The following is a 26,680-nucleotide window of genomic DNA, read 5'->3' on the forward strand; positions in this document are numbered from 1 at the left end:
AGTAAAAACGCTATAATTCAGTGACGGTTGTCGCTACTGAGGAAGGGAAATCATGCGTCGTTTTAATTTGCTTTGTGTATTGTCCGTTTTGCTTACCAGCCAGAGCGCACTGGCGGTGAGTTATCCGCTACCGCCTGAAGGGAGTCGGCTGGTCGGGAGCACGCAGACCATCACTGTTCCACATGATAATAAGCTGCCGCTGGAGGCGTTTGCCGCCCGGTATGGGCAGGGGCTGAGTAATATGCTTGAGGCTAACCCCGGCGCGGATGTTTACCTGCCGAGGTCCGGCTCGACGCTGGTCGTGCCGCAGCAGCTTATTCTGCCGGATACGGTACGGGAAGGTATTATTATTAACGTGGCGGAAATGCGCCTGTACTACTACCCGCCGGGCGGCAATACGGTTCAGGTATTGCCGATTGGTATCGGGCAGGCCGGGCGCGAAACGCCGCGAAACTGGGTCACGGCCGTTGAGCGTAAGCAGGAGGGACCCACATGGGTGCCGACGGCGAACACGCGGCGGGAATATGCCAAAGAGGGCAAAACACTGCCCGCCATGGTGCCTGCCGGGCCGGAAAACCCGATGGGGTTATATGCCATTTATATTGGTCGGCTGTACGCCATTCATGGCACGAACGCGAACTTTGGTATCGGGCTGCGGGTAAGCCAGGGGTGTATTCGTTTGCGTAACGATGACATCAAATACCTGTTCGACAACGTGCCGGTCGGCACCCGCGTGCAGGTTATCGACAGACCGGTGAAGTATACGACGGAGCCGGACGGTAAGCGCTGGGTGGAGGTTCATGAGCCGCTGTCGCGTAACCGCGCCGAGTTCGAGTCGGACAGGAAGGTACCGCTGCCGATGACCCCGGAGCTGCGAAACTTTGTTCAGGGATCGGGCGTCGACGTTTACCGGGCCGATGCGGCGCTTGAGCGGCGTTCCGGTATGCCGGTGAATATCAGCAGCGGGGCGCTGCCGCGGCAAACGGGCAGCTGAAGACATTTTTATAAAATAAAACAAACCCCGGGCTATTTCTGGCGCGGGGTTTGTTTTTAACCTTTTTAGCTTTTAGCATATTATGCTGGTGGGATTATTAACGGCGGCGGGCGTTTCCGTTTAATAAACTGCTGTATCCATTCCGCAAAGCGCACAGGTGAGCAGGTTCTTAATAATCTTTCATGTTTCGTTGAAACTTCAGCAAATAGTTTAGTGTTGCAATCTAAAATGATTAAATCATGGTATGGATCAATGACGCCTGCGCATAATTAAAATATAACTGGCACATTCTTCAGAAGCAAGGTTTATTCGCTTCAAAAAATTACTGTTACCCGCCATGAATGGAAGACATGATGAGAGGCAAGATACCCAAGACCGAGTTGTTGGTGACGTTCGAAGTTGTGGCGCGTCACGAGAGCTATACCCGCGCGGCAGAAGAGCTTGCGTTAACGCAAAGTGCAGTGTTCAGACAGGTGACGGCCCTGGAGGATTTTTTACACACATCATTATTTAGCCATGCTAAAAAACGGATTTTTCTGAATGCAGCCGGAAAGCATTATCTGACGATTGTTAAAGAAACGCTTAATAAGCTGGAACGCGACACAAATATGATAATGACCTGGCAGCCTGCTGTCCAGGTTGTGGAGCTGGCGGTAAACCCGACCTTCAGCACGCATTGGCTGATCCCTAATTTATGGGAATTTAATAAATTAAATCCTGATATAATTGTCAATATTCACTCTCTGGCGAACATCGGCGATTTTTTAAATCGCGAATACGATGCGGCTATTATGCGCGCAGATTTTTGTCCGCCGTGGTCGGAAGTCGACTATTTATTCGAAGAGGAAATCCTGCCGGTCTGCAGCAGAAGCCTGCTCCCCAATGCGGAACAGAAGCTGGGGGTCGAAGAGCTGCTGAGAGAGTTTCCTCTGTTACACCAGAGTACCCGCATAAACGGCTGGCAGGAGTGGTTTGCGCTTTCCGGCATTACCAGCCCGGACGTGAATCTTGGCCCGCGGTTTGACCTCCTCTCTATGCTGATTGCCGCCGTGCGATCGAATCTTGGCGTGGCGCTGCTTCCCCGCTTTGCCATTCAGCACGATCTGGACTGTGGCGAGATGGTTATTCCCTGCGATGTTCCCATCCGTACCGGCAACCGTTTTGTCATGACGTGGCGGGAGGAGAAGTCCCAGTCCCTGCCGTTACAAACGTTCCGCGAGTGGTTATTGCAAAAATCGGTGGTCTCCCCGGTGGGGTAATCGTACCGGATGACGGCTGTTCAGCGCGCCATCCGGTAAAGATAACTACCAGTCGATTCCCTCCTGCGCCTGAATACCGCTGTCAAACGCGTGCTTCACCGGGCGCATTTCGCTTACCGTGTCGGCAATCTCCAGCAGCTGAACGTGGCAGCCGCGTCCGGTGACGATCACGCTTTGCTGCGCCGGACGGTTCTTAACCGCGGCGATCACCTCCTGGGTATCCAGATAGTGATAGGCCAGCATGTAGGTGAGCTCGTCCAGCACCACCAGATCGTAACCCGGGTCGGCCAGCATGCGTTTACTCTCCTGCCAGACCGCCGTGGCGGCCTGAATATCCGCCTCCCTGTTTTGCGTTTCCCAGGTAAAGCCGGTGCCCATAATGTGGAACTCGACGCCGAGCGGGTGCAGGGCGTTGTACTCGCCATTATCCCACTGGCCTTTGATGAACTGCGCGACGCCGACGGTTTTACCGTGCCCGACGGCGCGCGTCGCCGTGCCAAAGGCCGCCGTGGATTTCCCTTTCCCGTTGCCGGTGAAGACTATCAGAATCCCTTTCTTCTCCGTTGCCGCCGCCACGCGGGTATCGACCTGCTCCTTCAGCTTTTGCTGCCGCTGGCGGTGTCTGTCTGCATTGGCTCGCGCTTCCATCATGGCTCCTTAATGTCCGGCCGGGCAGGATGCGCAGCGATGCTGCTGCTCAAACTGGCTGAAGAAGTTATTCCCTTTGTCGTCCACCAGCACGAAGGCCGGCAGATTTTCGACTTCCATCATCCACACCGCCTCCATCCCCAGCTCAGGATACTCAAGGCAGCGCAGGCTTTTCACATACTGCTGCGCCAGCAGGGCCGCCGCGCCGCCGATGCTGCCGAGGTTGAAGCCGCCGTGCTTATGGCAGGCATCGGTGACCTGCTGGCTGCGGTTGCCTTTGGAGAGCATGATCAGGCTGCCGCCTGCGGCCTGGAAGGCATCGACATAGCCGTCCATGCGCCCGCCGGTGGTCGGGCCAAGCGAGCCGCAGGCCTGATTGTCCGGCGTTTTTGCCGGGCCCGCGTAATAGACGATATGGTTTTTCATGTAGTCCGGCATCGGCTCGCCGTTATCCAGACGCGCTTTGATTTTCGCGTGGGCGATATCGCGGGCGACGACAATCGGACCGCTCAGCGACAGCCGGGTGCCAATCGGCAGCGCGGACATGTCGTGGAGGATCTCGCGCAGCGGGCGGTTGAGATTGAGCTGTACGGTCTGGCCGCTGTTTTCCACGCGGCAGGAGTCAGGAATAAATTTCCCCGGGTTATGCTCGAGTTTCTCCAGCCAGATGCCGTGCTTGTTGATTTTCGCTTTGATATTGCGATCGGCGGAGCAGGAGAGCGCCATGGCAATCGGGCAGGAGCCGCCGTGACGCGGCAGGCGGATCACACGAATATCGTGGGCGAAGTATTTACCGCCAAACTGCGCGCCGATGCCGAACTCACGGCTGGCGTTGAGCAGCGCGGCTTCCAGCGCCGTATCGCGAAACGCCTGGCCCAGCTCGTTCCCGCTGGTGGGCAGGTTGTCGTAATATTTTGTCGAGGCCAGCTTCGCGACCTTCAGCGACTGGTCGGCGGAGAGACCGCCGACGACAAAGGCGATGTGGTACGGCGGGCAGGCGGCGGTGCCGAGCGATTTCATCTTTTCAATCAGGAACGCGGTCAGCTTTTCCGGCTGCAGAATGGATTTCGTCTCCTGGAACAGCGCCGCTTTGTTGGCTGAGCCGCCGCCCTTGTTGACGAACAGGAATTTGTATTCGTTGCCCGGCGTGGCGCTGATGTCAATCTGTGCCGGCAGGTTGGTGTCGGTATTCACCTCGGTGTACATATCCAGCGGCGCGTTTTGCGAGTAGCGCAGATTGCACTCGCTAAACGTAGCGTAAACCCCTTTGCTCAGGGCTTCGGCGTCATCGCCGCCGGTCCATACGCGCTGTCCTTTACATGCCACAATGGTCGCGGTCCCGGTATCCTGGCAGTTCGGCAGAACGCCTTTTGCCGACACCTCGGCGTTGCGCAGCAGCTGCAGGGCGACATACTTATCGTTACTGCTGGCCTGCGGGTCATGCAGGATGCTGGCTATCTGCTTTAAATGTCCGGCGCGCAGGAAAAATGACGCTTCATAAAACGCCTGGCGAGCCAGCAGGGTTAACGCCTCGGGCGCGACCTTGATGACCTCTTCTCCCTCTAATTCCGTCACCGTAACATGTTGATTACTGAGTAACTCATATTCCGTTGTATCTTTACTCTGAACAAACAGTTCCTGCCAGACAAATGGTTTAGACATAGTACTTCTCACCTTTGAGTTTTTTGCCGGACGGCGGCCGAGCGCCTTATCCGGCACGGGCTTAATGCGCTAAAAAGAGGTTGGCCTGCGTCGCATGGGCGACATACTCAATCGTCTGCTGGGCGCGGACGCTATTGCCGGCGGCATCCAGCGGCGGCGAATAGACTGCGATGGCGTATTGCCCCGGCACCACGGCAACCATTCCGCCGCCGACGCCGCTTTTCGCCGGAATGCCCACGCTGTACAGCCATTTGCCGCTACCGTCATACAGACCGGCAATCGCCATTTCCGCCAGCACCTGCGGCACATAGCGTTCATTCAGCAGCTGTTTGCCGTTGAACGGCGATTTACCCTTGTTGGCCAGCACCGCGCCCATTTTGGCAAGCTGCTCAACGGTGATATCCACCGAGCACTGGCGGGTATAGATTTCGACGGCTTCCCGCGTGTCGCCATAGAAGCTGTTGTAAGACGCCATCAGCATCGCCAGCGCCTGGTTGTGCTGATTGGTTTCCATTTCTGACTTGAATACCGGCTCGTTGACGGTCAGCGAAGCATCGGCCCAGGCGTTCAGGTTGTTGAGGATTTTGTTCCAGCGGTCGGTTTTATCTTTCGCCTCGATCAGGCTTACCGTGCTCATCGCCCCGGCATTGACCAGCGGGTTTTCCGGCGCGCCCCTTGTGAGCTCGACGGCTAAACCGGAGTTGAAGGGCAGGCCGGTGGCATTGGCGCCGAGTTTATCCAGCACCTCCTGCGGGCCGCGCTGCTCCATCGCCAGCGCCATCGTGAAAACTTTGCTCAGGGACTCCATCGGGAAGGCTTTTTTCACATCGCCAACCTGGTAAATTTTGCCGTCCACCGTCGCGATAGTGATGGCAAAATTGTTGGGGCTATAGGTTGCCAGGGCAGGGATGTAGTCGGCGACTTTTCCCTCATGGTTGCCTTTATATTTTTGGTGCGCCTGCTCAATAAGCTGGGCGTAGTCCGGCGTGGGTTGCGCCAGCGTGGCGGCGCTAAACAATAAGCTGACGGATAAGAGGCTTGCGCCGAAAATAGTGGTCTTCATGGGACGATCCTGGTCATCGGGGAGATGAAAGGCCAACATGCGTTGGCCTGAGTAATCAGTACATGGCGACTTCGGTTTCGGTCGCCGCGCGCTCTTTGGCCGGAACCTTGCCGCGGCAGCCCGCGCCGAAGTGCTCGCCTTCCCAGCGGCCGACGATTGCCGCGCCCATCGCGTTACTCATCACGTTGGTCGCGGAGCGGCCCATATCGAGGAACGGATCGACGCCCATCAGCAGAATCAGCCCCGCCTCCGGAATGTTGAACTGGTTTAGCGTGGCGGCGATAACCACCATCGACGCACGCGGAACGCCCGCCATCCCTTTGGAGGTCAGCATCAGGATCAGCAGCATGGTGATCTGCTCGCCCATGCTCAGCTCAATGTTGCACGCCTGGGCGATAAACACGGTGGCAAACGAGCAGTAGGCCATCGAGCCGACCAGGTTGAAGGAGTAGCCAATCGGCAGCACGAAGCTGGCAATCTTGGAGGAGACGCCAAATTTTTCCAGTTTGTCCAGTGTGCCGGGGAAAGCGGCTTCAGAACTTGAGGTGGTGAACGCCAGCAGCGCGGGTTCGAAAATCGCTTTCGTCAGACGGCTGATGCACGGACCGACAATCACCGTGGACAGGCCGATCAGGATGGCCCACAGCATGCCCAGCGTCATGTAGAATTCGCCCATGAAGATACCGGCGCTGACCATCACGCCCAGGCCGCGTTCGGCAATCAGCCCGGAGATTGCGGCAAAAACGGTCAGCGGCGCAAACAGCATGACGTAACCCGTCAGCTTCAGCATGACGTGCACCAGCGAATCGAGCACCTTAACGATAGGCTCCGCTTTCTCGCCAATGGCCGCCAGGCTGCAGCCGAGGAAAATCGAGAACACGACGATTTGCAGAATTTCGTTACGGGCCATGGCGTCAACGATACTGGTCGGCACCGCGTGGGAGATAAACACTTTCAGCGTGAAGGGCTCGGACTGCACGGCCGCGACGGCCCCGGCATCATGGGGCACAAAGTTAATACCGGCACCGGGCTGGAAGATGTTGACAATAATCAGACCCAGCGCAATGGACAGCAGCGAGGCGCAAATAAAGAGGAAAAAGGTTTTTGAGAATATACGCCCCAGCGTTTTCGCATCGCCCATTTTGGCAATGCCGACCACCAGCGTTGAAATGACTAACGGGGCGATAATCATTTTTACCATACGTAAAAATATGGTGGTAAAAATAGAAATATCTTGTGCGTACGACTTTGCTGTATCTGCTGATGCCATATTATTAATGATCACCCCGGCAATCATGCCGAGTATCAGACCGGATATGATCATTTTAGTTAAACTAATTTTCTTCATGTTTACTCCATCGGATAAAGGTTGGTTAATGTGTAGGGTCGCGTACGCCTGAACCCGGACAGAGGCTCAGACGCACGCCTGTTGTGACCAACCGCATGAATTATCTGGCATACAGTGATACAGCAAATATCTGTATGCCAATGGGCGTTGTTGTATTGTTATTGCTACAGGTCGAACTCAATACTTAATAACGGTGCATGCTGCTGGGCACCATAAACATCATTGTCACCGACGTTGCCGGAGATAATATCGCGAGGCATGACAATTTTTACCGCATTTGCCGGATCGAACCAGATAATACGGTGTATAAAGTCGGGCTCGACGTTATATAAGCGGGCGATAAGCTGTGGCGTTAATTGCTCCGAGGCTTTTACCCGCTGATAGTCCTCCCGGGTTTTAAATAAAATATCTAAAACCAGCTCATACGGCCCGGCGTTTTTGGAACGAATCACCTGCGCCAGTGAGCAAATCCCGTGTTTCATGACTGAACTCCTTCTGGCGTCACCTGCTCAATGTGGAAATCAAACCGCAGCGCGTCGCTTGCCTCGATCAGATGGTAGATTGAGAACTCATACACCGGGCCGCTCTGAATATCGGAGGGCGAGAACGGGAAGGCGAGGTTGCCCGCGGTCGCGATCCGGTTTTCATAGCCGTAGTGCAGCAGGGTAGAGCGCACCAGCGAACAGACGCTGTTGGCGATATCCTGCGTCGGCGCGACCACGTCAAGCAAAATGCCCAGCTCGTGACCGGCAGACCGCATCGGCTCATGGCTACCCATCACGCCGTTCTTCCCGTACAGGTGGAACGTCATGCGGATGCTGTCGTCGTTGAGCGAGAGGTTGCGTTTTACGCTGATCTGGACTTCTTCGAGAATCTTATCGATCCCGGCAATCATAATCGGGTCGCGCGTTCCGGCAATGGTCAGGCAGCGGAAGCCCACCTGACGCGCGCCTTCCAGCTTCAGCGCGTACGGCGTCTCTTCGTGACGGGAGCCGCTGACGTACACTTCGCCGTCGTTCACCGCCTTGAAGCTGCACCCTTTCAGGTTCAGTACGCCGCCCGGTCCCGGCAGGAAGTACGGATCGGACTTCTCATACAGGGTGTGCGCCGCCGCCGAGGTTTCGGTGAACTTGCGCTTCGGATTGAACGTTTTGAGCGTAAAGCCGTTGTCGTCGATAATCCCCATCGCGCAGTCGGAGCCTGACCCCGGGGTGGCGGCAATGGCCGCGCACTCAAGGATTTTGCCGCAGTGCAGCGCCAGACCTTCATCGAAGCCCTGCATGATAGGCAGCGCGGCAAAGCAGGCCGGATCGTACGCCCGGCCGCCCAGCACCACCTGCGCGCCAGCTTCCAGCGCCCGCTGGAAAGGCTCGACGCCCATCTGCGCAACGATGTAGGTACTCTCTTCGATGGCCTCGTGGGTCAGCGCCGGGACAAAATCCAGCGCGGTGATTTTGCCGTTATCCAGCGCCTGGTGAACAGTCTCTTTATCGACATCAGACGGGATCAGCGCCATTGAGAATGACAGCTTCTCTTCCCGGGCAATCTCCAGGATGATTTGCCGGCACCATTCCAGGTGCGGCGCGGCGCCGGACCCTCCGGCGGTGCCGATCACCACCGGAATGTTGTTCTTCACGCCTGCCACGATCATATAGCGCAGGTCGCGTTTCACCCCGGCCCTGTCGGTAAAGGGCTTACCGGCTCCCAGGTAGTGGGGGCCCGGGTCGGATGAACCTGCATCAACAGCAATAAGGTCCGGCGACTCTTCCATGGCTTTACGAAAACTTTCTTCCGGGAAGCCATAACCCAGGATAGCCGTCGGTGATAAGATCTTAAATGTACGTGCCATCTTTAATCCTTAGTCTGCAACAGCGCGATGGTGCGGTTCATTTCGTTAAACACGATATTGAGGCCTTCGTCGAACCCCATCCCCGGCTTGATCAGCATGCGCATGGGGCGTGCGGCTAATGCGACGTGCACGCAGGTGCGGGCGCTGATCTCGGTTTCGTTGCAGGTGCCGCCCTGATAGGCTTCCATCCCGTGCTTGTTGCAGTACAGCACCGCGTCCACGATGTTGTGGATGCCGCCGAGGTCCGGCGTCTTGATCTGCACCATGTGGCAGCTTTTGGCATCGGTGAAGTCGACGATGTCCTGATAGGTGTTGCACCACTCGTCAGCGACAATTTTCACGCCGGAGCCCAGACGGGTCAGCTCGTTGGTGATGGCGGTCAGCAGGCGGATCTGATCCGGTTTGTTACCGGCATCCACCGGGCCTTCAATGTACAGCGGCAGACCCTGCGCCTCTTTTTCCAGGCTGGCGATGTACGCAGCGCAGCGCAGCGGATCCATATCGAAAATCAGACCGATGGTGCCATACACGTCTATGTGCAGCGTCGGATGATAGCGCGGGCTGGTGCGCAGGCTCAGGATGCGGTCGGACAACCAGCGCACATACTCACGCAGTTTCTCCCCTTTCAGACCCAGCTTCTCTTCGACGTTGTTGATCAGCGCATGCGGCAGCACGTCAACGCCTTTAAGGATCATCTTGTCGACGGCGATGTAGCGATCGTCGCCGCTCTGGCCAAAGAGAGGAATGGCTTCCGGAACGCGCGGCAGGTGCCATTCGTCGCAAACCACTTCCGTTTTCAGGCGGCCGGTAGCCAGCGCGGTGGCGTCGAGCAGCGCCTGAGACAGGCCGTAGCGCGCGGCGGTGTGCAGCAGATTGCCGTCGATGCGCAGCTGGTCGAAGAAACGGGCGTTCGGCAGGAAGGTATCCACATCGCGGCCTTCCAGCAGCGGTTTAATGTGGTCGTTCAGGAACGGAATAAAATGCTGCGCGAGGAACAGCGGGTCGCGACCGCCTGCGCCGGAGTACTGTACGGCGGCACAGTCGCCGACGGCCACCGCGCCATTTTCCAGAATCAGCTGTACGCAAACGCATTCCCCGGCCTGGCGCACGGCGGTAAAGCCAGGGGTTACCGGCGCACCGGTATAAATGAACCCATCGTGACCCGCGCCGTTTTTAATCGCCTGCTGATCGTCGAAATAGAATGAGGAGTAGCCAGCGGTGAAAAGGGCCTGTTTAATTTTCATTATGGTCTTCCTATTAATTTACTGTGGGATACCGCGTTGATGTCATCAACAACCATCTGGAATGAGGGTTTGCGTCCTTCAAACTGCGCGCGTTCGGCGACGTAGTCGTGGTGCAGGGCAAGAATATCTTTCGGCAGCGGAACCGCACCGGCTTCCAGCACGCGAATCGCCCCCGCGTTATCACGCACCGGCAGGATTTTGCCTGCGTTACAGGAGGCCGGAGCGAAAGGTACGTCCAGCACGCCCGCTTCAAAAGCCAGCACCGTGCCGCGCGCGACATCGCCGTTGCCCAGCTCGAAGACTTTCTTCAGCACGGCGCGGACTTCGCTCTTAATCAGCTCGACTTCCTGCTCGACGGCGGCGCACGGCGGGAATTTCTGGTCGCTGACCATATTGAGCATCTGGCGCGAAGCCTTCAGCCCCTGGGCGTTTGCGGCCGCGGTCGGAATGCCGAAGGCTTCGTGCGGACTCTTGGTGATCACTTTGGTTGCCCCGGACATACCGGCCACCGCCGCGCCCCAGGAGATAATGGCGAAGGCTTTGGATTCGTCCTCCGGGAAGCCGCCCATCCACTGGTGGAAGACGGTGCTCAGCTCGTAATCATCGAAGCCGTAATTCTGGAAGTATTCGTGGGACAGCTCGCGCAGGGACTGAATTGCGGCGATGTCCTGCGTCAGGCTGCCCACCTGGCCGTAGCCGACGGTGATGGACTTGACGCCCTGTTCCAGCGCCAGCAGACCTTCGATAATCGCCACCGCGTGCGACATAAACGGCGGGATCAGGGTGCCGGTCAGCGGGCCAAACGGCTCGCGGTTAATGCGAATGCCGTGCTCTTCGTACAGGCCCATCAGGCGGTCGCAGTACTGCCAGTCGCGGATGGATTTTTCCAGCGTGACGCGCTTGGCGTACGGAATGTTGTAGGAGATGCCGCCGCCTTCGTAGCTGGTAAAGCCGCTGGCCATGGAAATTTCTGCCAGCAGGCGGGCATCCGGGGTGCCGTGACGCACCTGAATCGGTTTCTCCAGCGCTTCGGTCATTCGACGGCAGGCCGCGACGCCGTGGTTAACCACCGGCAGGCCGTTGAGCTTGGAGGTGCCCGCTTCGATAGATTTCTGGATCCCTACCGCCGCCTCTTCATAGCGGTTCAGGCGGGTATAGGCATCGATAGTGCTGGGCAGCAGATCGCACTCTTCCTGCAGCGTTTTGAGCAGGGCGATGTGTTCGTCCATCAGCGCCACGCCGGCGCGCGGCTGGCTCAGCGTTTTACCTTCCTGGTCGGCCTTCAGTAGAGCGTGAGAAAAGCGTTTTTTCTCAGGAATGGTTTGCTGGTATTTCACGCCATCTTCGAAGTTCTCAACGTCCTTGCCGGTATGCCAGGTCTGCAATACCTGTTGCCGCTCGGTCATGAATTCGTCATGGGTTAGCTTTTTATTTCGAAGTTCCATTCGTTGCTGCCTTAGGTTTTATAGGGTTAAACAATGAATACTGGTACGGGCCGCAGCCTGCGGGTACAGCCTGGCAACGTTTGCCAGCAGAGGAAGCAGGCCTTTTGCATCGCGGTAATAGTCAAATTGCCCAGGTAAGAGAATGCGTCTGCCTTCGTCGTCCAGCTCGCGGTATTTCAGCCAGCGGTGAACGTCGAACTGGCTGGCGCGGGACAGCCATCCGCCGGAACCGACCACTTTACGCACGGTGGTCAGATCGCGCCCCATCTGCAGATCGACGTTGCCCACACAGGTGCAGACCTGCTTTTTAGTACCGGCGTGGCGCTCGCTGGCGTAGCCAACGCACAGCCCGGCCAGCAGGGTATCGAAGAATTTTTCCTCTTCGTTGGCAGGCAGATAATCCGGGTGCGCAACCAGGTGACGCAGGTAGCGATAAAAGGCGTCCTGGCGCAGCGGCTGGTTGGCGAACACCACGTTTACCAGCTCCGCGGTGCTTTCGCCTACCACGACCGCCGAGACGCGCATGCCGAGGTCGCCTTCGACGGTGCGTTTGACAAACGGCTCCGGTACGCCGTGCAGCACGGTATCCGGGGAGAGCGTGTTGGCGCTGGCGGAATAGACGTCGGTGGTGGCGCCGCCCATGTCGATCAGCATGAACTCTTTCCACGCGCTGTCGACATCGCTGATGGCTTTCACCAGCTCGTAAACGGTCCACGGCGTTGGCATCGGCTCTTCACCGGTTTCCCCGACGATGACGTCTAACCCTTTGCCCTTCACGATGCGGGACAGAAAAACATCGCAGATGGCCTTGCGGGCGGCATACGGATTCGGGTGATCGAGGTCGGGCAGAACGTTGTCGACCGTGGTCAGATCTTTGTGGCCGAGAATGGCCTGCACGTCGTCCTGAATGTCGCGGTTGCCGGCGTAGATAATCGCGCAATCCAGTTTTGACGCGGCCAGCGCGCGGGCGTTGGCGAGACCGTAGCTCTCTTCGCCGCCGTCCGTACCGCCGGTGAACAGCAGAATGTCTGGCGGCGAGGCCTCCAGCGCCTGAATATCGTGGCGGTTCAGTTTATACGAGTAGTACTGGGCGATTTTGGCGCCCGCCGAATGGGCAGTGACTTTTGCTGACTCCAGGGTTATCGACGGTACCAGACCCATGGCGGCAACGGCCAGTCCGCCTTTTGCCGACGAAGAGTATTTCAGCGTCACTTCTCCGCTGTTCAGTAACGGACGCGCATCGGCAACGTTCAGCACCTGGTTGAGGCTGGCAAAAAATCCTTCCGCCAGATGGTGGGTCGTCGTCGGGGTGAGAACGTGATTGACCAGCGTCAGCTCATCTCCCTCCGGTGCGAAGAGGGCTGCTTTGGTCCACGTCGAGCCGATATCGACAGAGACGGTTTGCATCAGAAGGCCTCTTCAAGACAGCGCTGTTCAATGCCGTGGCGCTTATTGATATCGTTCGCCATCAGCTGGCAGACGTCTTCGAGGTCGTGGCTTGGGGCGAAAACGCGGTTGAAGCCCATCTCTTTGAATTTGGCTTCGACATCGGCAAAGTCGTGCTTACCGACGACCAGGTTGCCGCCAACGAAAAGAAGAATGTCGCCGATACCGCGCTCAATGCAGCGCTCGCGCAGCCCCAGGCAGTCGATATCGCCATGGCCGTAGATGGATGAAACGACAATGGCATCAGCACCCGTTTCGATGGCGGCATCAATATATTCATCCTGGCTCACCATCACGCCAAGATTGATTACGTGAAAATCGTGGGCAGTAAAAACGCGGTCCAGAACTTTATTGCCTACCGCATGGCAGTCAGCACCAATGACGCCAATAACAAGTGTTGATTTCTTCATGGGTAATCCTCTGTAGGGCTGGTAGTAAAAATACGATACGCATTAAAAAAATGGGTAATGCGCTGATGGTCTGTTAATGGTGGTGGAGTTTCTGTGGAAGAGAATGGGGAAGCAATTGATCTATTTTCAAAAAATCCTTCCGAAAACGATGATATCGGACTGTTTTTATAAAATGTGTTTAAAATCAATGTATTGTGTGATTGTGTTTTGCGCGGTATTATTTATTTGTAAACGCCTTTGGTAAAATGGATTTTATATTTGTGATCAAGCGCCAGTTTTATTATTGATGGCATGAAATGCGGATTATTTAAAGTCTTGCCGCCGGGCGGTTTATTGCCCGTCACGCCGGCGTAATGCGGTATTCGCTGTTTTATTGATATTGGTCATAAACTCTATTTGTAAAATTAATAAAGAGTGATAAATGCATCAAATTTTTACCGTCTGGAGGGGCTGTATAATTCAGCGTTGATTTTAATTAAGCAAATTTTTGCGTGTCTTAATATTTAAGCCGAGGATATAACGATGAGTAAAGGGAAGGTTTGGCTTGTTGGCGCGGGGCCTGGCGATGCGTCTTTAATTACGGTAAAAGGCCTGCACTGCATCCGCCACGCGGAGGTGATTGTGCACGATCGCCTGGTCAACCCCGAGCTGCTAAAACAGGCGCCGACAAACGCTTTGATTATCGACGTCGGCAAAACCCCGAACCATCATCCGGTGCCTCAGGAGCAGATCAATGCATTGCTGGTCAAGCATGCCAGAGACGGTCGGCAGGTTGTACGCCTGAAAGGCGGCGATCCCTATGTTTTTGGGCGTGGGGGCGAGGAGGCTGAACAGCTGGCGAAAGACGGCCTGACGTTCGAAATTGTCCCCGGCATCAGCTCCGCGATTGGCGGGCTGGCCTATGCCGGGATCCCGGTCACGCATCGCCAGTATGCCTCCAGTTTCCATATTGTGACCGGGCATTTGTGCCAGGGGAACGACCCGCAAAACTGGCATGCATTAGCGCAAATCAACGGTACGCTGGTCATTCTGATGGGCATGACCCGGCTGACGGAGATCTGTCAGCAGCTTATCGAGGGGGGGATGTCCGCCGAGACGCCGGTGGCGGTGGTGATGTATGCCAGCCAGCCCCGTCAGCAGATCGCCAAAGGCACGCTGACCGATATTCACCTCGAAGTCGAACGGCAAAAACTGCATGCTCCGGCCCTGATCGTCATTGGGGACGTCGTTAACCTACAGGAGATACTGGCGTTTTCCGCATCGCAGATAAATATCAGTCAGGATATTGTCTGATGTTATTCTGCCTCTTTTGCGAGAGAAACGAATGAGCGAGCACGGTGGTAACGTGGTAGAAACGGGGCAGCAGCTGGGTATTGACCCCGCGTTACTGTTGGATTTCAGCGCGAATATCAATCCGTTAGGGCTGCCTGAGCGCGTCAGGGCGCTGATTGTGTCCCACCTGGATATCATCACGCATTACCCTGACGTTGAGTACCGGCATCTCCATCAGGCGCTGGCCAGCGCCAATCGGTGCGAGTATGACCAGACGATTGCCGGTAATGGCGAAACGGAGTTGATCTACGGCCTGGTGCGTACCCTTGCTCCCCGTAGCGCGATGCTGCTGGTGCCGGGGTTCGCTGAATACCGTCGGGCGCTGCAGCAGCAGGGGTGCCAGATAATTGACTATGCGCTGAGTGAGCAGGACGGGTTCCAGGTGGACTTCGCGTTACTGGACGCTGTGCGTACCCACAGACCCGACTGCCTGTTTATTGCAACACCCAATAACCCGACCGGATTAATGCCTGACGCCGGACTGCTCGACCGGTTGGCCTCGCTGTGCGAAGAGCTGCACATCGCGCTGATTGTTGATGAAGCTTTCATCGATTTTCTGCCGCAGGGCTCAACACTGGCGCCGCGGCTGGCCGGGTCACGCTATCTCTACCTGCTGCGTTCCCTGACCAAGTTTTTCGCCATTCCCGGACTGCGCCTTGGGTATCTGCTGAGCGGAAATAAGGAAACCATTCACCATCTGAAACGCACCCGCGAGCCCTGGTCCGTGAATGCCTTCTCCGCGCTTGTGGGGCAACACCTGCTGTCGGATGAGGACTATATTTCGCGCAGCCATGCGTATATCGCCCGGCAGCGCGACGTTTTGTTGCAGGCGATGGCGCGCTTTCCATCACTGATGGTCTGGAAGCCGGAGGCCAACTTTATTTTCTTTCGCTGCCTGCGCCAGGGATTCAACCTGAAGGCGGCGCTGTTGCGCCACCATATTCTTATCCGCCACTGCGAAAACTATCCGGGGCTTGATAGCGCCTGGTACCGGATTGCCGTGCGTACCGAAGCGGAAAACCGCCGGTTTATCGAGGCGCTTACTCACGTTTTACACGACGCTGACGATGGAATATTTTCCAATCTTTTGCCGCCTGCAGGATAAACGCTGCCTGATCGTCGGCGGCGGACGGGTGGCGACGCATAAGGCGCAAGGCCTGCTGGCGGCCGGGGCGCTGCTGCGTCTGGTGGCGCCAGCCATTACGCCGGAGCTGGACAATCTGCGCGCGCAGTATGATATCGAGTGGCGGCAGGCGCCTTTTTCGCCGCAGCATCTTGAGTCGTGCTGGCTGGCGATCGCTGCGACCAGCGACCCCGTGGTGAACCGCCAGGTTGCTGAGGCTGCCAGCGCGGAGCGCGTGTTTTGCAATGTGGTTGATGACCCTTCGGCGGCCTCGTTTATCACTCCGGCCATTATCGACCGTTCGCCGGTCATTATCGCCCTGAGCTGCGGGGGCAACGCGCCGGTGTACAGCAAAATTCTGAAAGCGCATGTTGCCGGACACCTTCCCGCAGGCATGCGTGAGAGAGTGCTACTGGCGGGAAGCCTCCGTGAGAGAGTGAATAACGCGTGCAGCGATCGGGAGCGCAAACGGACATTCTGGACCGCGTTTTTTCAGCACGGCCCTCTACAGCAGGCTTTACAGCAGGGCAATTCGGCGGAGGTTGAGCAGCAGGTGGAATGGCTTATCCGGCACCGGCTGCTATCAGCGTAGGATCACGCCGCCGTTTACCATCCGCAGCAGATGCTGTTCAGGCCAGTGGCGGGCGAGCTGTTTTTTCGCCAGCAGCCATTTGACATGGTCTACGTCATCTTTGCGTCTGTCCAGCATCAGCCCCACAACGCTGCCGCTGTGCGCCACGTTCACGCCGTACAAATCACACTCTTCCACCAGTGACAGCAGCGCATCAAAATCCGGTTTGGGCAACAGCGTCTGGCTGGCGATGGCGCTGAGGGTGGCTGCTTCGCCCATCCGGTAGGGGTTTTGCGTCATGCAGGCTTCCTGCACCTTTTCCCATGCGCGCTTCAGCGCCGGCGCGCCGGCGTGTAGCCCCGCCTGGCGTGGAATTCGATGGTAATCTGCGGTACGCAGCGTTTGCGGGCTTTCGAGCACCAGCAGGTCGAGCTCAGGCTGCGTGTTGCAGGCGATCTGCGTGGAGGCATCGTTGTGATCGAAAAGGGTTAGCTGGCGAAACACGGTGCTGTCGGTGGGTTCAAGCGAAACGCACAGCGCCGCCAGCGTGCTTTCATCCAGCTGATGTCCCAGATGGTGGGCGGCGGCAACGGCGGTGGCGGCGATATCCGCCGTGCTGCTGGCCATGCCTTTGGCAACGGGGATCGTCGAATGGACATCAATACGGATGTCCTGGCTCAGATGCGCCGGGTAATCCCAGTGCTGCAGCAGCCGTTCAACCATCGCGCGTGACAGCGGGCGTTCATTCGCCAACGGCGAGCCGTGGCTGACCTCAACGGTGCTGTACCATTCGACGGGGCAGGAGACCAGTTTCTCACTGCCCAAAATCCAGCCCTGGATAAGTTCTCCGCACGATGCGGGGCACTGCGCAACAGCCACGTTTTCACCTTTCTGGTCAGCAATTCCCGGGGCATAGTGTCATGGCGATCGCGCTATTACCATGATTTGCCGCAATTTGCCGTGCGGCAATGTCAGGCAGGCACGCGCTGGGTCACAGTTTCCGTCAGGGCGACACGCATCACGTCTCTGGCAATCATCAGCTCCTCATTGGTATTAATGACCGCAACTTTAACCATCGCGTTTTCAGCCTGAATAAAGGCGGCGTTTTGCCGGTTTTTCTCTTCGTCGACGATCAGCCCTAAGAAGTGCAGGTTCTGACAGATTGCCGCCCTGGCGCGAGCGGAGTTCTCGCCAATACCGCCGGTAAAAACCAGCGCATCCAGACCGCCCATTTGCATGATATAGCTGCCGATGGTGGCGCGAATGCGTTCGGCAAACAGCGTAAGGGCAAGCTGCGCCTGGCGGTTTCCGCCCTCTGCGGCCTGTTCCACGTCGCGGTAATCTGGTGATACGCCGGAAACCCCCAGCAGCCCCGACTCGTTGTTTAACAGATGATTAAGCTGCTGAGGCGATTTGCCTTCGCGCAGGGCGACCCACGGCAGAATGGAGGGGTCGATATCGCCGCTACGGGTGCCCATCATCACGCCGGACTGGGGCGTAAATCCCATAGAAGTATTGACCGACCGACCGCCCTTGATGGCGCAAATGCTGCTGCCATTGCCCAGGTGACAGCACACGACGCGCAGCGCGCTTAGCGGCACGCCCAGCTTTTCGGCGAGCGTAGCGCTGACATATTTATGGCTGGTGCCGTGAAACCCGTAGCGTCGAATACCCAGCTCCGAATAGTAGCGCCACGGCAGGGGGTAGATATAGGCGGGTTCTTCCAGCGTCTGATGAAAAGCGGTATCAAAAACGGCGACGGCGGGCACGTCAGGTAACAGCTGGCGAAATACGCTGATGCCCAGAGCGTTAACCGGATTGTGCAGCGGTGCCAGTTCGGCAAGGCGCTCAATTTCCGCTAACGTTTCGTCGGTGACGCGCACGGAATCTTTGAAGATTTCACCGCCGTGCGCCACGCGGTGACCCACGCCGTCAATCTCCTCTGGACTTCGGATAATGCGATAGCCCGACAGCTTTTCCAGCAGCAGCGTGACCGCCTCACGATGATCGGCGATGGGCAGCGTCTCCTGCCATTTCTCGGCGGGCGTTTTTAGCGTTATCCGCGCATCCGGCATCCCAATACGCTCAATGAGCCCCTGGCAGAGCGTACTCCCTTGCGGCATCGCCAGTAGCTGAAACTTCAGGGATGAACTGCCCGCGTTAATGGCCATTATTTTGTAAGACATGAGGGCTCCTCTGTATTCAAAAAGGCGAACATCTCGTCGAGTCCTGAGTGGGTCAGCGCGCTGGTGATGAAGACTTTTTCCGCACCGGCCTGCGTCAGCCAGTCTGCGACCAGGGAGATGCGCTGTGCGTTTGCTAAATCCGCTTTAGTGACCAGGCCAATCACCGGCCGGTTCATCGGCCCGGTAAAGCCGGGCGAGAAAGGCGACCAGGGCGCATCCGCGCTGAGTACCAGGGCGATAACATCCGCCTCGCAGGCGCTGGCCAGCAGCGCGCTGTACAGGCAGCGGTTCTCAAGGTATTCGCCGGGAGTGTCGATGGCGGCAGGTGACCAGACGATCGCCTGCGTTTTCTGATAGTGCAGCGCCTCCCCGCGCATGCACTGGGTGAGCGATGTTTTTCCGCACCGGCTGGGCCCAACTAGCATCATGCGTTTCATGGCATTATGTCCGCGTGATGGGGCAGGCGGTGAAGCGCATCATTTCCCCCAGCGTGCGGGTCACCTGCTTAAGCGCATACTCGACCGCTGAGACGTCGCCCGTCAGCACCACCGCGCCGGTAAAGCGATCGAGAAAACCTATCTCTACGGCGCCGGACTTGGTGGCAATGTCGCAGGCGATAATGGCGGCTTCACTTGGCGTAATGGTCAGAATGCCAATGGCGGAAACCGTATCCTGCAAACCCAGCTTCTTAAACAGGTCCTTACCGGGATTTGCGATCAGGTGCGCCAGCGTGACCTGCTTACCCGGCACATACTCCTGGATCATGCGATCCGTCGTCGGCTGTCTGTCCATCATCCCTCCACCATCTGACGCCACATCGCTTCGTGCGGGCGGGGGATCACGGCGCGGGAGACCAGTAAGCCCTTTTCACCCGCATTTTCACTGGCGACGGTCACGGCATTGCTCACGTCGGAAACCTCTCCGGCGACCACCATGTAGCATTTGCCGCCAATGCCGAACGCCATATGCACGCGCACCAGCGTGACGTTCGCGGCCTTTACCGCGCGGTCCGCTGCGCTGATGCAGGCCGCCACGCTCCAGGTTTCAACGACCCCCACGGCCTGATGCTGGTCAACGCCGTTCAGGCCGCTGATTGCCGGGAGCACGCTGGCATGAATGTTGGGTAACACCAGGCTGTCGACGAGCATTTCCCCGGCAAGAGAGACGCCGGTGGCGATTGCCTGCTGTACCGCGCCGACATCGCCGCCCAGCATCAGCAGAAATTTACCCGGACAGATCGTTTTGCAGACCAGCAGCGTCACGCTGGCGCTTTTTAACATCGCATCGCCGGTTTCCATCCCTTTGGCGATGCTGGTGAGTTCTAAAATACCTATAGCCTGAGACATGGTTAACCTCTTACAACGGTAATGGCCTGTTCCGTCACGTCACTGACAATACCGTCAATGCTGGCGTGAACCGGCGCGCCTGGCGCATTCGGCGGGATATCGGCAACACATTGACCCCGCACGACGCGGTCGCCCGTTTGCACGCAGGGGGTGGCGCTCACGCCAATATGCTGGCGCAGCAGCAGCGTGGTTTTTTCGGTGGTGAATGCAACCTCTGAGAGCGGCGCCTCCTGATACCACGGGCTCAGCCCCAGTCTGGCAATCAGCCGTTTCACCGGTATAAGGCGGTATTTCGCCATCTCATCGGCAGGGTTCAGCGGCCCTTCGTAGCGCAGGTTCTGCGCCCGGAGCTCACGTTTGAGCATACGGTTAATGCGCATCGGCGAGATGCCGACCGGGCACGCCACGCTTTCACAGACGCTGCATTCCGAGCAGGTCAGGGCGCTGAGCAGCATCTGCGGCGTGGCGGTGTGCTGAAAATTGACGGCGCGTACCAGCAGATGCGGCGACAGCGCGTGGCCGATGAGATGCCGCGGGCAGAGATCGGTGCACAAACGACACTGTTCGCACACGGTTCTGGCCACGGACAGCACGGTGCGCTCATCCTGCATACGGCGCTGGATCAGCGGGTGAGAGCCCGGCAGAACCAGCAGGCCGCCGGTGGTTTTTGTTACTGGACTATCCAGCGAGGCGATCAGACTGCCCATCATCGGGCCGCCGTTGATAAATCCGGGTGAGTCCACGGTGGTGCCCCCGGCCAACGCCAGAACCTCCCGTAGGGACATGCCGACAGGTACGGTCAGCGTTAGCGGCTTCGCGACCGCGCCGTTGACGGTCAGCGTCCGGCGCGTCACCGGATACTGCTGCTCAACGGCTCTGGCGATATTCAGCACGGTCTGTACGTTATTAACCACCACGCCGACGCTGACGGGGAGCGCGGCGGGCGGCACGCGACGACCCGTCGCCATCCAGATAGTGAGCACCTCATCCCCTGCCGGGTACACGTCAGGCAGAATGTGCAGCCTGATAGCGGTGGGCAATAGCGGGGTTAACGCGTGGATAGCAGGCTGATATTTCTCTTTTAGCGCAATAATGCCCTCGCTGGCGCCCGTTGCTTTCATTGCGTACTGTACGCCACGAATCAGGCGGTCGGCCTGCTGAACCATCAGCTGCTGATCGACTTTCAGCAGCGGCTCACATTCCGCAGCGTTCACCAGAAAGGTATCGACCTGCGCCTGCAGTTTGATATGTGTCGGAAACCCTGCGCCACCGGCGCCGACCACGCCAGCCGCGCGAACAGCGTCGCGGATGGTCAGCGCATCGTAACAAGAGGATTCAGTATTCAGCGCCGTATTCATAACAGCTCCTCAAGCAGTTCAGCAATGGCGTCCATATCCGCCGTACGGGGGTTGGTTTTAAGCGTTACGTCCGCCAGCGCCGCCTTAGCCATCGCCGGTATGCGCTGCGGCCAGCTTTGCCTACCCTCGTGCAGCGCGACGGACGGCGCGGGGATCGCGCAGGCTTTTTTAAGCTGCCCGATGTGCTGAATTAACGCGTTGATGCTGGCCGTGTCGTTTGCGCTGTCCGGACACAGATGGCAGGCTTTCGCGAACCGGGCATAGCGTTTTGCCGCACGCGGATCGGCGCTGTTAAAGCGGATCACCGGCGCGAGCAGCAGGGCGTTCGCCAGGCCGTGCGGCAGATGGAACTGACCGCCCAACTGATGGGCAATCGCATGATTGAGCCCAAGCCCCGACTGGCTAAAGGCCATCCCGGCAAGCGTGGCGGCATTGTGCATTTTGCCCCGCGTTGCCAGACAATCGCCTTTGCGAACCGCGACGGGGAGATACTGAAATACAAGCTGAGCGGCCTTTTCTGCCAGCGCGTCCGTGAAGTCGCTGGCGCGCGAAGAGACATACGCTTCGAGCGCGTGCGTCAGGACGTCCATACCGGTATTGGCGGTGATGGCGGGCGGAACGCTGACCACCAGCACCGGGTCGAGAATTGCCATGTCCGGGTACAGCGCATTGTTAAACAGCGGGTATTTAATCCCCTGGTCCGGGTCGCTGATGACGCAGGCGCTGGTCACTTCTGAACCGGTGCCGCTGGTAGTGGGGATTGCCACGCAGGTTTCGATTTCGACGCCAGACTGACGGCTGAACCAGACAATCGCCTTTGCTGCATCAAGCGCCGAGCCGCCGCCAAAACCGATCACCACATCGGGACGCAGAGACTGCATCTGTTCAATCCCCTGCGCCACTGTGCTAATCGTGGGGGCCGGGGTGACTTCGCTGAAAATGCTGATGCGATTATCGGCCGGAAGCGCAGCGCGCAGCGTGTCGATAAGCGACGATCGCGCCAGAAATCCATCGCAGATAATCCAGATATGCTTATTCGTAAAGCGGCCAAGCGCTTTCAGGCTTCCCGGTCCGCTGTACAAACGGGTTTGCAGTGAAAAGGTATTCATCGCCACCTCGTTAGCGGATTGAGAAACCGGTAGTCAGCACGCAGCGGCGGGAACGGGCAAACGTTCGCGCTGAGGTGGTGCCTTCACCGGTGGGCGTGGCGATGGTGAAGGTGGTGAAACCTTCGCCGCCGACGCCAATGCCCGCATAGGACGGTCCGTTTTTCACAAAAATGGAGGTTTGCAAAGACCGGGCAGCCAGATTCAACCGTGAAACGTTCTGCGAGTGCATGATGGCGGTGTGGTGCAGACCTTCCTCAACCTTCAGCGCCAGCGCCAGCGCGCGGTCAAAATCCGGCACGTAAACTACCGGCAGCATCGGCATCAGCTGCTCGCGGGTGACCCAGGGATCGTCAGCATTCACCACGGCAATGAGCAGGCGCGGCGCTTTTGCGGGAACGGCGATGCTGGCGGCCTCAAGCAGGGCCGACGGACTTTTGCCGACCAGCCGCTTATTCGCCAGCCCCTCGGGCAGGCAAACTGCGCGCAGCCTGTCGGTTTCTGCCGGGGTAAGCAGCAGCGCGCCAAAGCTTTGCATCTGCTGAATCAGCTTCCCGGCAACCGACTCAACAACAATCAGGCTTTTCTCGGCAATACAGGGCAGGTTGTAATCAAACGACGCGCCGTTGATGATATCTTCCGCCGCTTTTACCAGGTCAGCGGTTTCATCAACGATACACGGCGGGTTGCCTGCGCCTGCGCCAATCACTTTTTTACCGCTCTTCATTCCCATCGCCACAATGCCCGGACCGCCGGTGATCGCCAGCACGGCAACTTTCGGGTGCGCCATCATCTGCTGGGTCGCTTCAAACGTGGGTTCAGCCACGGTCACTACCAGGTTGCGGATCCCGCAGGAGCGGAAGGCGATATCGTCGATCGCCGCAATCAGTTTGAGCGACACCGCTTTCGCGCCAGGGTGTGGGCTGAAGTAAATGCTGTTGCCGGCAGCCAGCATGCTGATGCTGTTGTTGATGATGGTTTCCGTCGGGTTCGTGCTCGGGGCCACGGCGCCTATTACCCCAAACGGCGAGTACTCAAACAGCACCATGCCGCCGTCGCCGGTCAGGGCGGTGGTGGTTAAATCTTCGATGCCCGGCGTGTTATCCAGCGCCGCTTTATTTTTGAGAAACTTGTCCTCTTTGTTACCCATTCCCGTTTCTGCTGCGCTTTCTTCCGCCAGCGCTGAGAGCTGCGGCGCCAGCTCGTCTCGAATGGCGCTGATGATGGCGCTGCGGGTTTTAAGCGGGCACTGCTGGTAACGTAAAAAGGCCTGGTGGGCGGCATCGACGGCCTCGTCGACGGACGAAAAAATACCGTGCGTTTTTGTTTCCGCTTTCGCGGGGGCCAGCTGTTCGCTCAAAATGCGCCGAATGAGGGTTTCCAGCTCAGAAGTCTTCATTGATGTGTTCCCACGTTAATGGCCGCAATGGCGGCCTGTGCAATCTCCATGTCTTGCTCAACGCTGCCGCCGCTGATGCCAAGACCCCCAATGAGTAATCCGTCGCGCCACAGCGGGTAGCCGCCGCCAAAGGTGACCACTTTTCCCTGCATATGGCTTTCCAGCCCGTATAGCGGCGCGCCAGGCTGTACGGCGCCGGCAAGCTCATGCGTTGCGGTTTTCATCGCCACGGCGGTCCAGGCTTTCTTGGGCGCCAGCTCGCTGCTGACCAGCAGTGCATCCGGCATTCGCCACGTCACGGTTTCGGTGCCGTTGGCATCAACAATGCTGACGACAACCGGCACCAGCAGCGCCTGCGCCCGCTCCACGGCTGTGCGGGTGAGCTGATGAAGATCCTGAAAAGAGAGAGACATAGCGGGTTCCTTCGCGGATGGAGCGTGCGCTGACGCCAGATAACGCGTCGTCACCTCCTGAATGATGTTGCGCTGATGAGCATCGCTATCTTCGGCGCGCGCCAGCGCATACAGACAATCCGAGAGCCGGTTGATATAACGCAGTAGCTCATGCCTGACGGGCACGCTTGCGCAGAGCTCCACCAGACGTCGCTCGGCCCGCCGGGCCAGCGTGCGGGCCAAATGCAGGCGGCTTGCGGCTTCGCAGCGGCCGGGCAGGATAAAACTGCGCAGTGGCGCCACGCGCCCCATGGCGGTATCAATCGCCGCCTCCAGCGCGGCTATCTGTTCCGCACTGATGATGCGCTGATCCGGCGCTGGCGCCTGGTCTTCGCAGGCCAGCTCGGCGCTGAACCAGAAAATTTGCTGCTGGACAGACTCCAGCAGCGCACGATGCGGCTCACTGGCTACGGCGCAGAAACACAGGCTCAGGGCGGCATTGAGTTCATCAAGCGTGCCGTAGGCTTCAACGCGCGGGTGCGTTTTGCTGACGCGCTGCCCGCTGAACAGGGCGGTAGTGCCTGCGTCGCCCGTACGGGTGTAAATCGCCATAATTCCCCCTCAGCGAGAAAGCGTGTCGACAATGCCGACCACGGCCAGATCGATGGCTTCGTTCGGCCCGGAAAACACGTGCCTGGCGCTGGAGCCGCTGCTGAGCAACACCAGCTCGCCGACGCCAGCGCCAACCGAATCAACCGCCACTTCGTCCCCGGCGACAGGGTGGGGCGGAAGCTCTCCATCGGCACTTACCCGGCGCACCAGCAGGAGTTTTTTCCCTACCAGCGAGGGGGATTTTTGCGTGGATACCACCGCGCCTGTAACGCGAGCAAGATGCATGGTTTACTCCTGCGTAATAAGTTGGATATGTCGCGAACTCGCCGCATCGTGGGCCAGGGCAGTTACCACGCACCGGCGAGATAGCACCAGCGTTTCGCCGCGAAGGCGCGCAACGTCGGCGTAACTTAAAAGCCGGGCCGGGTGCAAAATAACGGGCTGTCCCCGCTCATCGCAGAAGGCCAGCGGCAAACGGGCCAGCCTTGTCACCGGCAGCGCTGACAGTAATTGATGCTGTACCGACAGCTGTATACAGGCTCCCCACGCCAGCGCTTCATGAATGATGGCCGCCGTGTTATCTGACGAATCCCGCCGGGCAATCTGCTCCAGCAGCGGCAGGTCAACCTGCAGAATGCGCAGGGTGGAATACTGGCAAAGCAGGAACCGCAGATTCGCTTCCCGCAGCTGTCTGACGCTGAGCGTGGCCGAGCTTTGCGCGCGTTGTTGCAGGCGGGAGATCACCTCCTCAATGACGTGCTGCAGCCGTTCACCGTTCATCGCGGGGTTACCAGCGTTGCGAACGCCTGCGGGCTATCGGCCCCCGCCGCATTGGCCTCATCGGTATCGATATGCATCTCAAGACGCATATCCGGCGAGACGCGAACGGCGACGTTATCGAAAATCAGCCGCCGCTCACCGCCTTCAATGGCAACGGATACGCTGTCGCCGTGGGCAACGCGCAGGATTAGCGCATCAAGCGGAGACATATGGAGATGGCGCTGGGCGACGATCACACCAGACGTTAAATCCAGCTCGCCATACGGGCTGATAAGCCGTACGCCCGGTGTGCCGCTGAGGTTGCCGGACATCCGCAGCGGCGCGGCGATACCTAATGTTCTGGCGTCGGTACGGGAAATCTCCACCTGGCTTACGTTCCGCAACGGTCCCAGCAGGCGAACGTTGTTTAACTCGCCCTTTGGGCCCGCCAGGGTGACGGTTTGGTCCGCCGCATATTGCCCGGGCTGCAGCAGCGCTTTTTTCTCGCTTATGGGCTGGCCCGGAAAAAGGCGTGCATAGTCCTTCGCGCTGAGATGGATATGACGGCTGGAAACGCCCAGCGGAATAGGGCGCTCCCGCATTTCATCCAGCACTTTGCTGACCGTCGTCTCCAGAAGTTGCTTATCCATTACGCGTCACCTCGTTTACCGGCATGCAGGCAGAGTGACCGGGGTTCGCCTTTTTGCCGCCGACAGGCCGGGTCCAGACACAGATTGCAGCTGATAACCCGCTCTTCAGGTGCCGCTTCCGGCACCGGCTCTTCGCCAGCGGCTTCAGCGTCAGGTTGCAGGGGGGGAACGGACGATGACTCCGTCACCGTTTCACGAGACAGAATCCCCTCTCCGGGTCTGGCGATAACCTTTTGCGCCACCAGACCATTCTGCAGGTCGGCAAAACTGGCGCCGGTGATGATGGCGGACTGCACGGATGCCACATCACCGGTGATTTTGATCACCGTCCAGCCTGAACCCTGGGTTTTTTCGAGGCCAACCAGCGTGATGGAGGCGGCTTTCGCCATGACGTCCGCGCAACTGATGGCTAATGCCAGACCACTAACTTCAAGTAATCCCAGTGATTGCTTCACGCTGTGCTCCTTCATTGCTGACT

General features: G+C 58.2%; 28 protein-coding genes. 5 read left to right on the forward strand and 23 right to left on the reverse strand.

Going from position 1 to position 26,680, the window contains the following annotated elements; translation table 11 throughout:
* The first annotated feature begins 52 nt into the window (after positions 1 to 52).
* Both ldtA and ENTCL_RS08595 read left to right on the forward strand, forming a co-directional pair.
* Entirely contained in the window at positions 53 to 994 is a 942-nt protein-coding gene (gene ldtA / locus ENTCL_RS08590) for a L,D-transpeptidase (protein ID WP_013365724.1), read from the forward strand.
* Between the two features lie 353 nt (positions 995 to 1,347).
* Complete coding sequence (locus ENTCL_RS08595) at positions 1,348 to 2,253, forward strand: LysR substrate-binding domain-containing protein (RefSeq protein WP_013365725.1); 906 nt, start codon at positions 1,348 to 1,350, stop codon at positions 2,251 to 2,253.
* 45 nt (positions 2,254 to 2,298) lie between these two features.
* Here the strand turns inward: ENTCL_RS08595 and cobO are convergent, their stop codons facing one another.
* From cobO to glmS, 10 genes are all read right to left on the reverse strand, one after another.
* Positions 2,299 to 2,901, reverse strand: coding sequence for a cob(I)yrinic acid a,c-diamide adenosyltransferase (gene cobO, locus ENTCL_RS08600; protein WP_013365726.1), 603 nt, complete (start codon positions 2,899 to 2,901; stop codon positions 2,299 to 2,301).
* A 9-nt stretch (positions 2,902 to 2,910) separates the two neighbouring features.
* Positions 2,911 to 4,563 carry a class I fumarate hydratase gene (locus tag ENTCL_RS08605; RefSeq protein ID WP_013365727.1) on the reverse strand — a complete coding sequence of 551 codons (1,653 nt, stop codon included), beginning with the start codon at positions 4,561 to 4,563 and terminating at the stop codon, positions 2,911 to 2,913.
* Positions 4,564 to 4,624: 61 nt separating this feature from the next.
* Complete coding sequence (glsA, locus tag ENTCL_RS08610; RefSeq protein WP_013365728.1) at positions 4,625 to 5,626, reverse strand: glutaminase A; 1,002 nt, start codon at positions 5,624 to 5,626, stop codon at positions 4,625 to 4,627.
* Positions 5,627 to 5,681: 55 nt separating this feature from the next.
* Entirely contained in the window at positions 5,682 to 6,974 is a 1,293-nt protein-coding gene (locus ENTCL_RS08615; RefSeq protein WP_013365729.1) for a dicarboxylate/amino acid:cation symporter, read from the reverse strand.
* A gap of 164 nt (positions 6,975 to 7,138) precedes the next feature.
* A complete protein-coding gene (locus tag ENTCL_RS08620) occupies positions 7,139 to 7,456 on the reverse strand; it encodes a DUF4387 domain-containing protein (RefSeq protein WP_013365730.1) in 318 nt (105 codons plus the stop codon).
* Positions 7,453 to 8,823, reverse strand: coding sequence for an acyclic terpene utilization AtuA family protein (locus ENTCL_RS08625; RefSeq protein WP_013365731.1), 1,371 nt, complete (start codon positions 8,821 to 8,823; stop codon positions 7,453 to 7,455). The genes ENTCL_RS08620 and ENTCL_RS08625 overlap by 4 nt, the downstream gene beginning before the upstream one ends.
* Positions 8,824 to 8,825: 2 nt before the next feature.
* Positions 8,826 to 10,067, reverse strand: a complete 1,242-nt coding sequence (locus ENTCL_RS08630; RefSeq protein WP_013365732.1) for a methylaspartate ammonia-lyase — start codon at positions 10,065 to 10,067, stop codon at positions 8,826 to 8,828.
* Positions 10,067 to 11,512 (reverse strand): methylaspartate mutase subunit E, encoded by a 1,446-nt coding sequence (locus tag ENTCL_RS08635; protein WP_013365733.1) that lies wholly within the window; start codon positions 11,510 to 11,512, stop codon positions 10,067 to 10,069. The genes ENTCL_RS08630 and ENTCL_RS08635 overlap by 1 nt, the downstream gene beginning before the upstream one ends.
* Before the next feature lie 18 nt (positions 11,513 to 11,530).
* Positions 11,531 to 12,919: a methylaspartate mutase accessory protein GlmL gene (gene glmL, locus ENTCL_RS08640; protein ID WP_013365734.1), complete on the reverse strand. Its 1,389-nt coding sequence runs from the start codon at positions 12,917 to 12,919 to the stop codon at positions 11,531 to 11,533.
* Positions 12,919 to 13,368, reverse strand: coding sequence for a methylaspartate mutase subunit S (gene glmS / locus ENTCL_RS08645; protein WP_013365735.1), 450 nt, complete (start codon positions 13,366 to 13,368; stop codon positions 12,919 to 12,921). The genes glmL and glmS overlap by 1 nt, the downstream gene beginning before the upstream one ends.
* Before the next feature lie 522 nt (positions 13,369 to 13,890).
* Between glmS and cobA the strand changes: the two genes are divergently transcribed.
* From cobA to ENTCL_RS08660, 3 genes are read left to right on the forward strand one after another with little or no spacing between them, the layout of a single operon-like run.
* A complete protein-coding gene (gene cobA / locus ENTCL_RS08650; protein WP_013365736.1) occupies positions 13,891 to 14,661 on the forward strand; it encodes a uroporphyrinogen-III C-methyltransferase in 771 nt (256 codons plus the stop codon).
* A 31-nt stretch (positions 14,662 to 14,692) separates the two neighbouring features.
* Positions 14,693 to 15,805, forward strand: a complete 1,113-nt coding sequence (gene cobD, locus ENTCL_RS08655; RefSeq protein WP_013365737.1) for a threonine-phosphate decarboxylase CobD — start codon at positions 14,693 to 14,695, stop codon at positions 15,803 to 15,805.
* A complete protein-coding gene (locus ENTCL_RS08660; RefSeq protein WP_013365738.1) occupies positions 15,768 to 16,415 on the forward strand; it encodes a precorrin-2 dehydrogenase/sirohydrochlorin ferrochelatase family protein in 648 nt (215 codons plus the stop codon). The genes cobD and ENTCL_RS08660 overlap by 38 nt, the downstream gene beginning before the upstream one ends.
* Here the strand turns inward: ENTCL_RS08660 and ENTCL_RS08665 are convergent.
* The 13 genes from ENTCL_RS08665 to ENTCL_RS08725 all read right to left on the reverse strand — a co-directional run bounded on the left by ENTCL_RS08665 (position 16,407) and on the right by ENTCL_RS08725 (position 26,672).
* Positions 16,407 to 17,273: a GHMP family kinase ATP-binding protein gene (locus ENTCL_RS08665; RefSeq protein ID WP_013365739.1), complete on the reverse strand. Its 867-nt coding sequence runs from the start codon at positions 17,271 to 17,273 to the stop codon at positions 16,407 to 16,409. The genes ENTCL_RS08660 and ENTCL_RS08665 overlap by 9 nt on opposite strands.
* A gap of 92 nt (positions 17,274 to 17,365) precedes the next feature.
* Positions 17,366 to 18,580 (reverse strand): acetate/propionate family kinase, encoded by a 1,215-nt coding sequence (locus ENTCL_RS08670; protein WP_013365740.1) that lies wholly within the window; start codon positions 18,578 to 18,580, stop codon positions 17,366 to 17,368.
* Positions 18,565 to 19,017 carry a propanediol utilization protein PduV gene (pduV, locus tag ENTCL_RS08675; RefSeq protein ID WP_013365741.1) on the reverse strand — a complete coding sequence of 151 codons (453 nt, stop codon included), beginning with the start codon at positions 19,015 to 19,017 and terminating at the stop codon, positions 18,565 to 18,567. The genes ENTCL_RS08670 and pduV overlap by 16 nt, the downstream gene beginning before the upstream one ends.
* 4 nt (positions 19,018 to 19,021) lie before the next feature.
* Positions 19,022 to 19,372, reverse strand: coding sequence for a propanediol utilization microcompartment protein PduU (gene pduU, locus ENTCL_RS08680; protein WP_013365742.1), 351 nt, complete (start codon positions 19,370 to 19,372; stop codon positions 19,022 to 19,024).
* Positions 19,372 to 19,926, reverse strand: a complete 555-nt coding sequence (gene pduT / locus ENTCL_RS08685; protein ID WP_013365743.1) for a propanediol utilization microcompartment protein PduT — start codon at positions 19,924 to 19,926, stop codon at positions 19,372 to 19,374. The genes pduU and pduT overlap by 1 nt, the downstream gene beginning before the upstream one ends.
* Before the next feature lie 2 nt (positions 19,927 to 19,928).
* Complete coding sequence (locus ENTCL_RS08690) at positions 19,929 to 21,284, reverse strand: 4Fe-4S dicluster domain-containing protein (RefSeq protein WP_013365744.1); 1,356 nt, start codon at positions 21,282 to 21,284, stop codon at positions 19,929 to 19,931.
* Positions 21,281 to 22,393: a 1-propanol dehydrogenase PduQ gene (locus ENTCL_RS08695; protein ID WP_013365745.1), complete on the reverse strand. Its 1,113-nt coding sequence runs from the start codon at positions 22,391 to 22,393 to the stop codon at positions 21,281 to 21,283. The genes ENTCL_RS08690 and ENTCL_RS08695 overlap by 4 nt, the downstream gene beginning before the upstream one ends.
* 10 nt (positions 22,394 to 22,403) lie before the next feature.
* Positions 22,404 to 23,789, reverse strand: coding sequence for a CoA-acylating propionaldehyde dehydrogenase PduP (pduP, locus tag ENTCL_RS08700; protein WP_013365746.1), 1,386 nt, complete (start codon positions 23,787 to 23,789; stop codon positions 22,404 to 22,406).
* The gene (gene pduO / locus ENTCL_RS08705; protein ID WP_013365747.1) at positions 23,786 to 24,793 is read right to left on the reverse strand and encodes a two-domain cob(I)yrinic acid a,c-diamide adenosyltransferase PduO; all 1,008 of its coding nucleotides are present in this window, start codon (positions 24,791 to 24,793) and stop codon (positions 23,786 to 23,788) included. Before pduO ends, pduP begins: the two co-directional genes overlap by 4 nt.
* A 9-nt stretch (positions 24,794 to 24,802) precedes the next feature.
* Entirely contained in the window at positions 24,803 to 25,078 is a 276-nt protein-coding gene (locus tag ENTCL_RS08710; RefSeq protein ID WP_013365748.1) for a EutN/CcmL family microcompartment protein, read from the reverse strand.
* 3 nt (positions 25,079 to 25,081) lie between these two features.
* Positions 25,082 to 25,573, reverse strand: a complete 492-nt coding sequence (gene pduM / locus ENTCL_RS08715) for a microcompartment protein PduM (protein ID WP_013365749.1) — start codon at positions 25,571 to 25,573, stop codon at positions 25,082 to 25,084.
* A complete protein-coding gene (locus tag ENTCL_RS08720; RefSeq protein ID WP_013365750.1) occupies positions 25,570 to 26,202 on the reverse strand; it encodes a phosphate propanoyltransferase in 633 nt (210 codons plus the stop codon). The genes pduM and ENTCL_RS08720 overlap by 4 nt, the downstream gene beginning before the upstream one ends.
* A complete protein-coding gene (locus tag ENTCL_RS08725) occupies positions 26,202 to 26,672 on the reverse strand; it encodes a BMC domain-containing protein (RefSeq protein ID WP_203415272.1) in 471 nt (156 codons plus the stop codon). Before ENTCL_RS08725 ends, ENTCL_RS08720 begins: the two co-directional genes overlap by 1 nt.
* Positions 26,673 to 26,680: the final 8 nt, after the last annotated feature.

Origin of the sequence: [Enterobacter] lignolyticus SCF1 (assembly GCF_000164865.1) — a bacterium.
GTDB classification, from domain to species: domain Bacteria; phylum Pseudomonadota; class Gammaproteobacteria; order Enterobacterales; family Enterobacteriaceae; genus Enterobacter_B; species Enterobacter_B lignolyticus.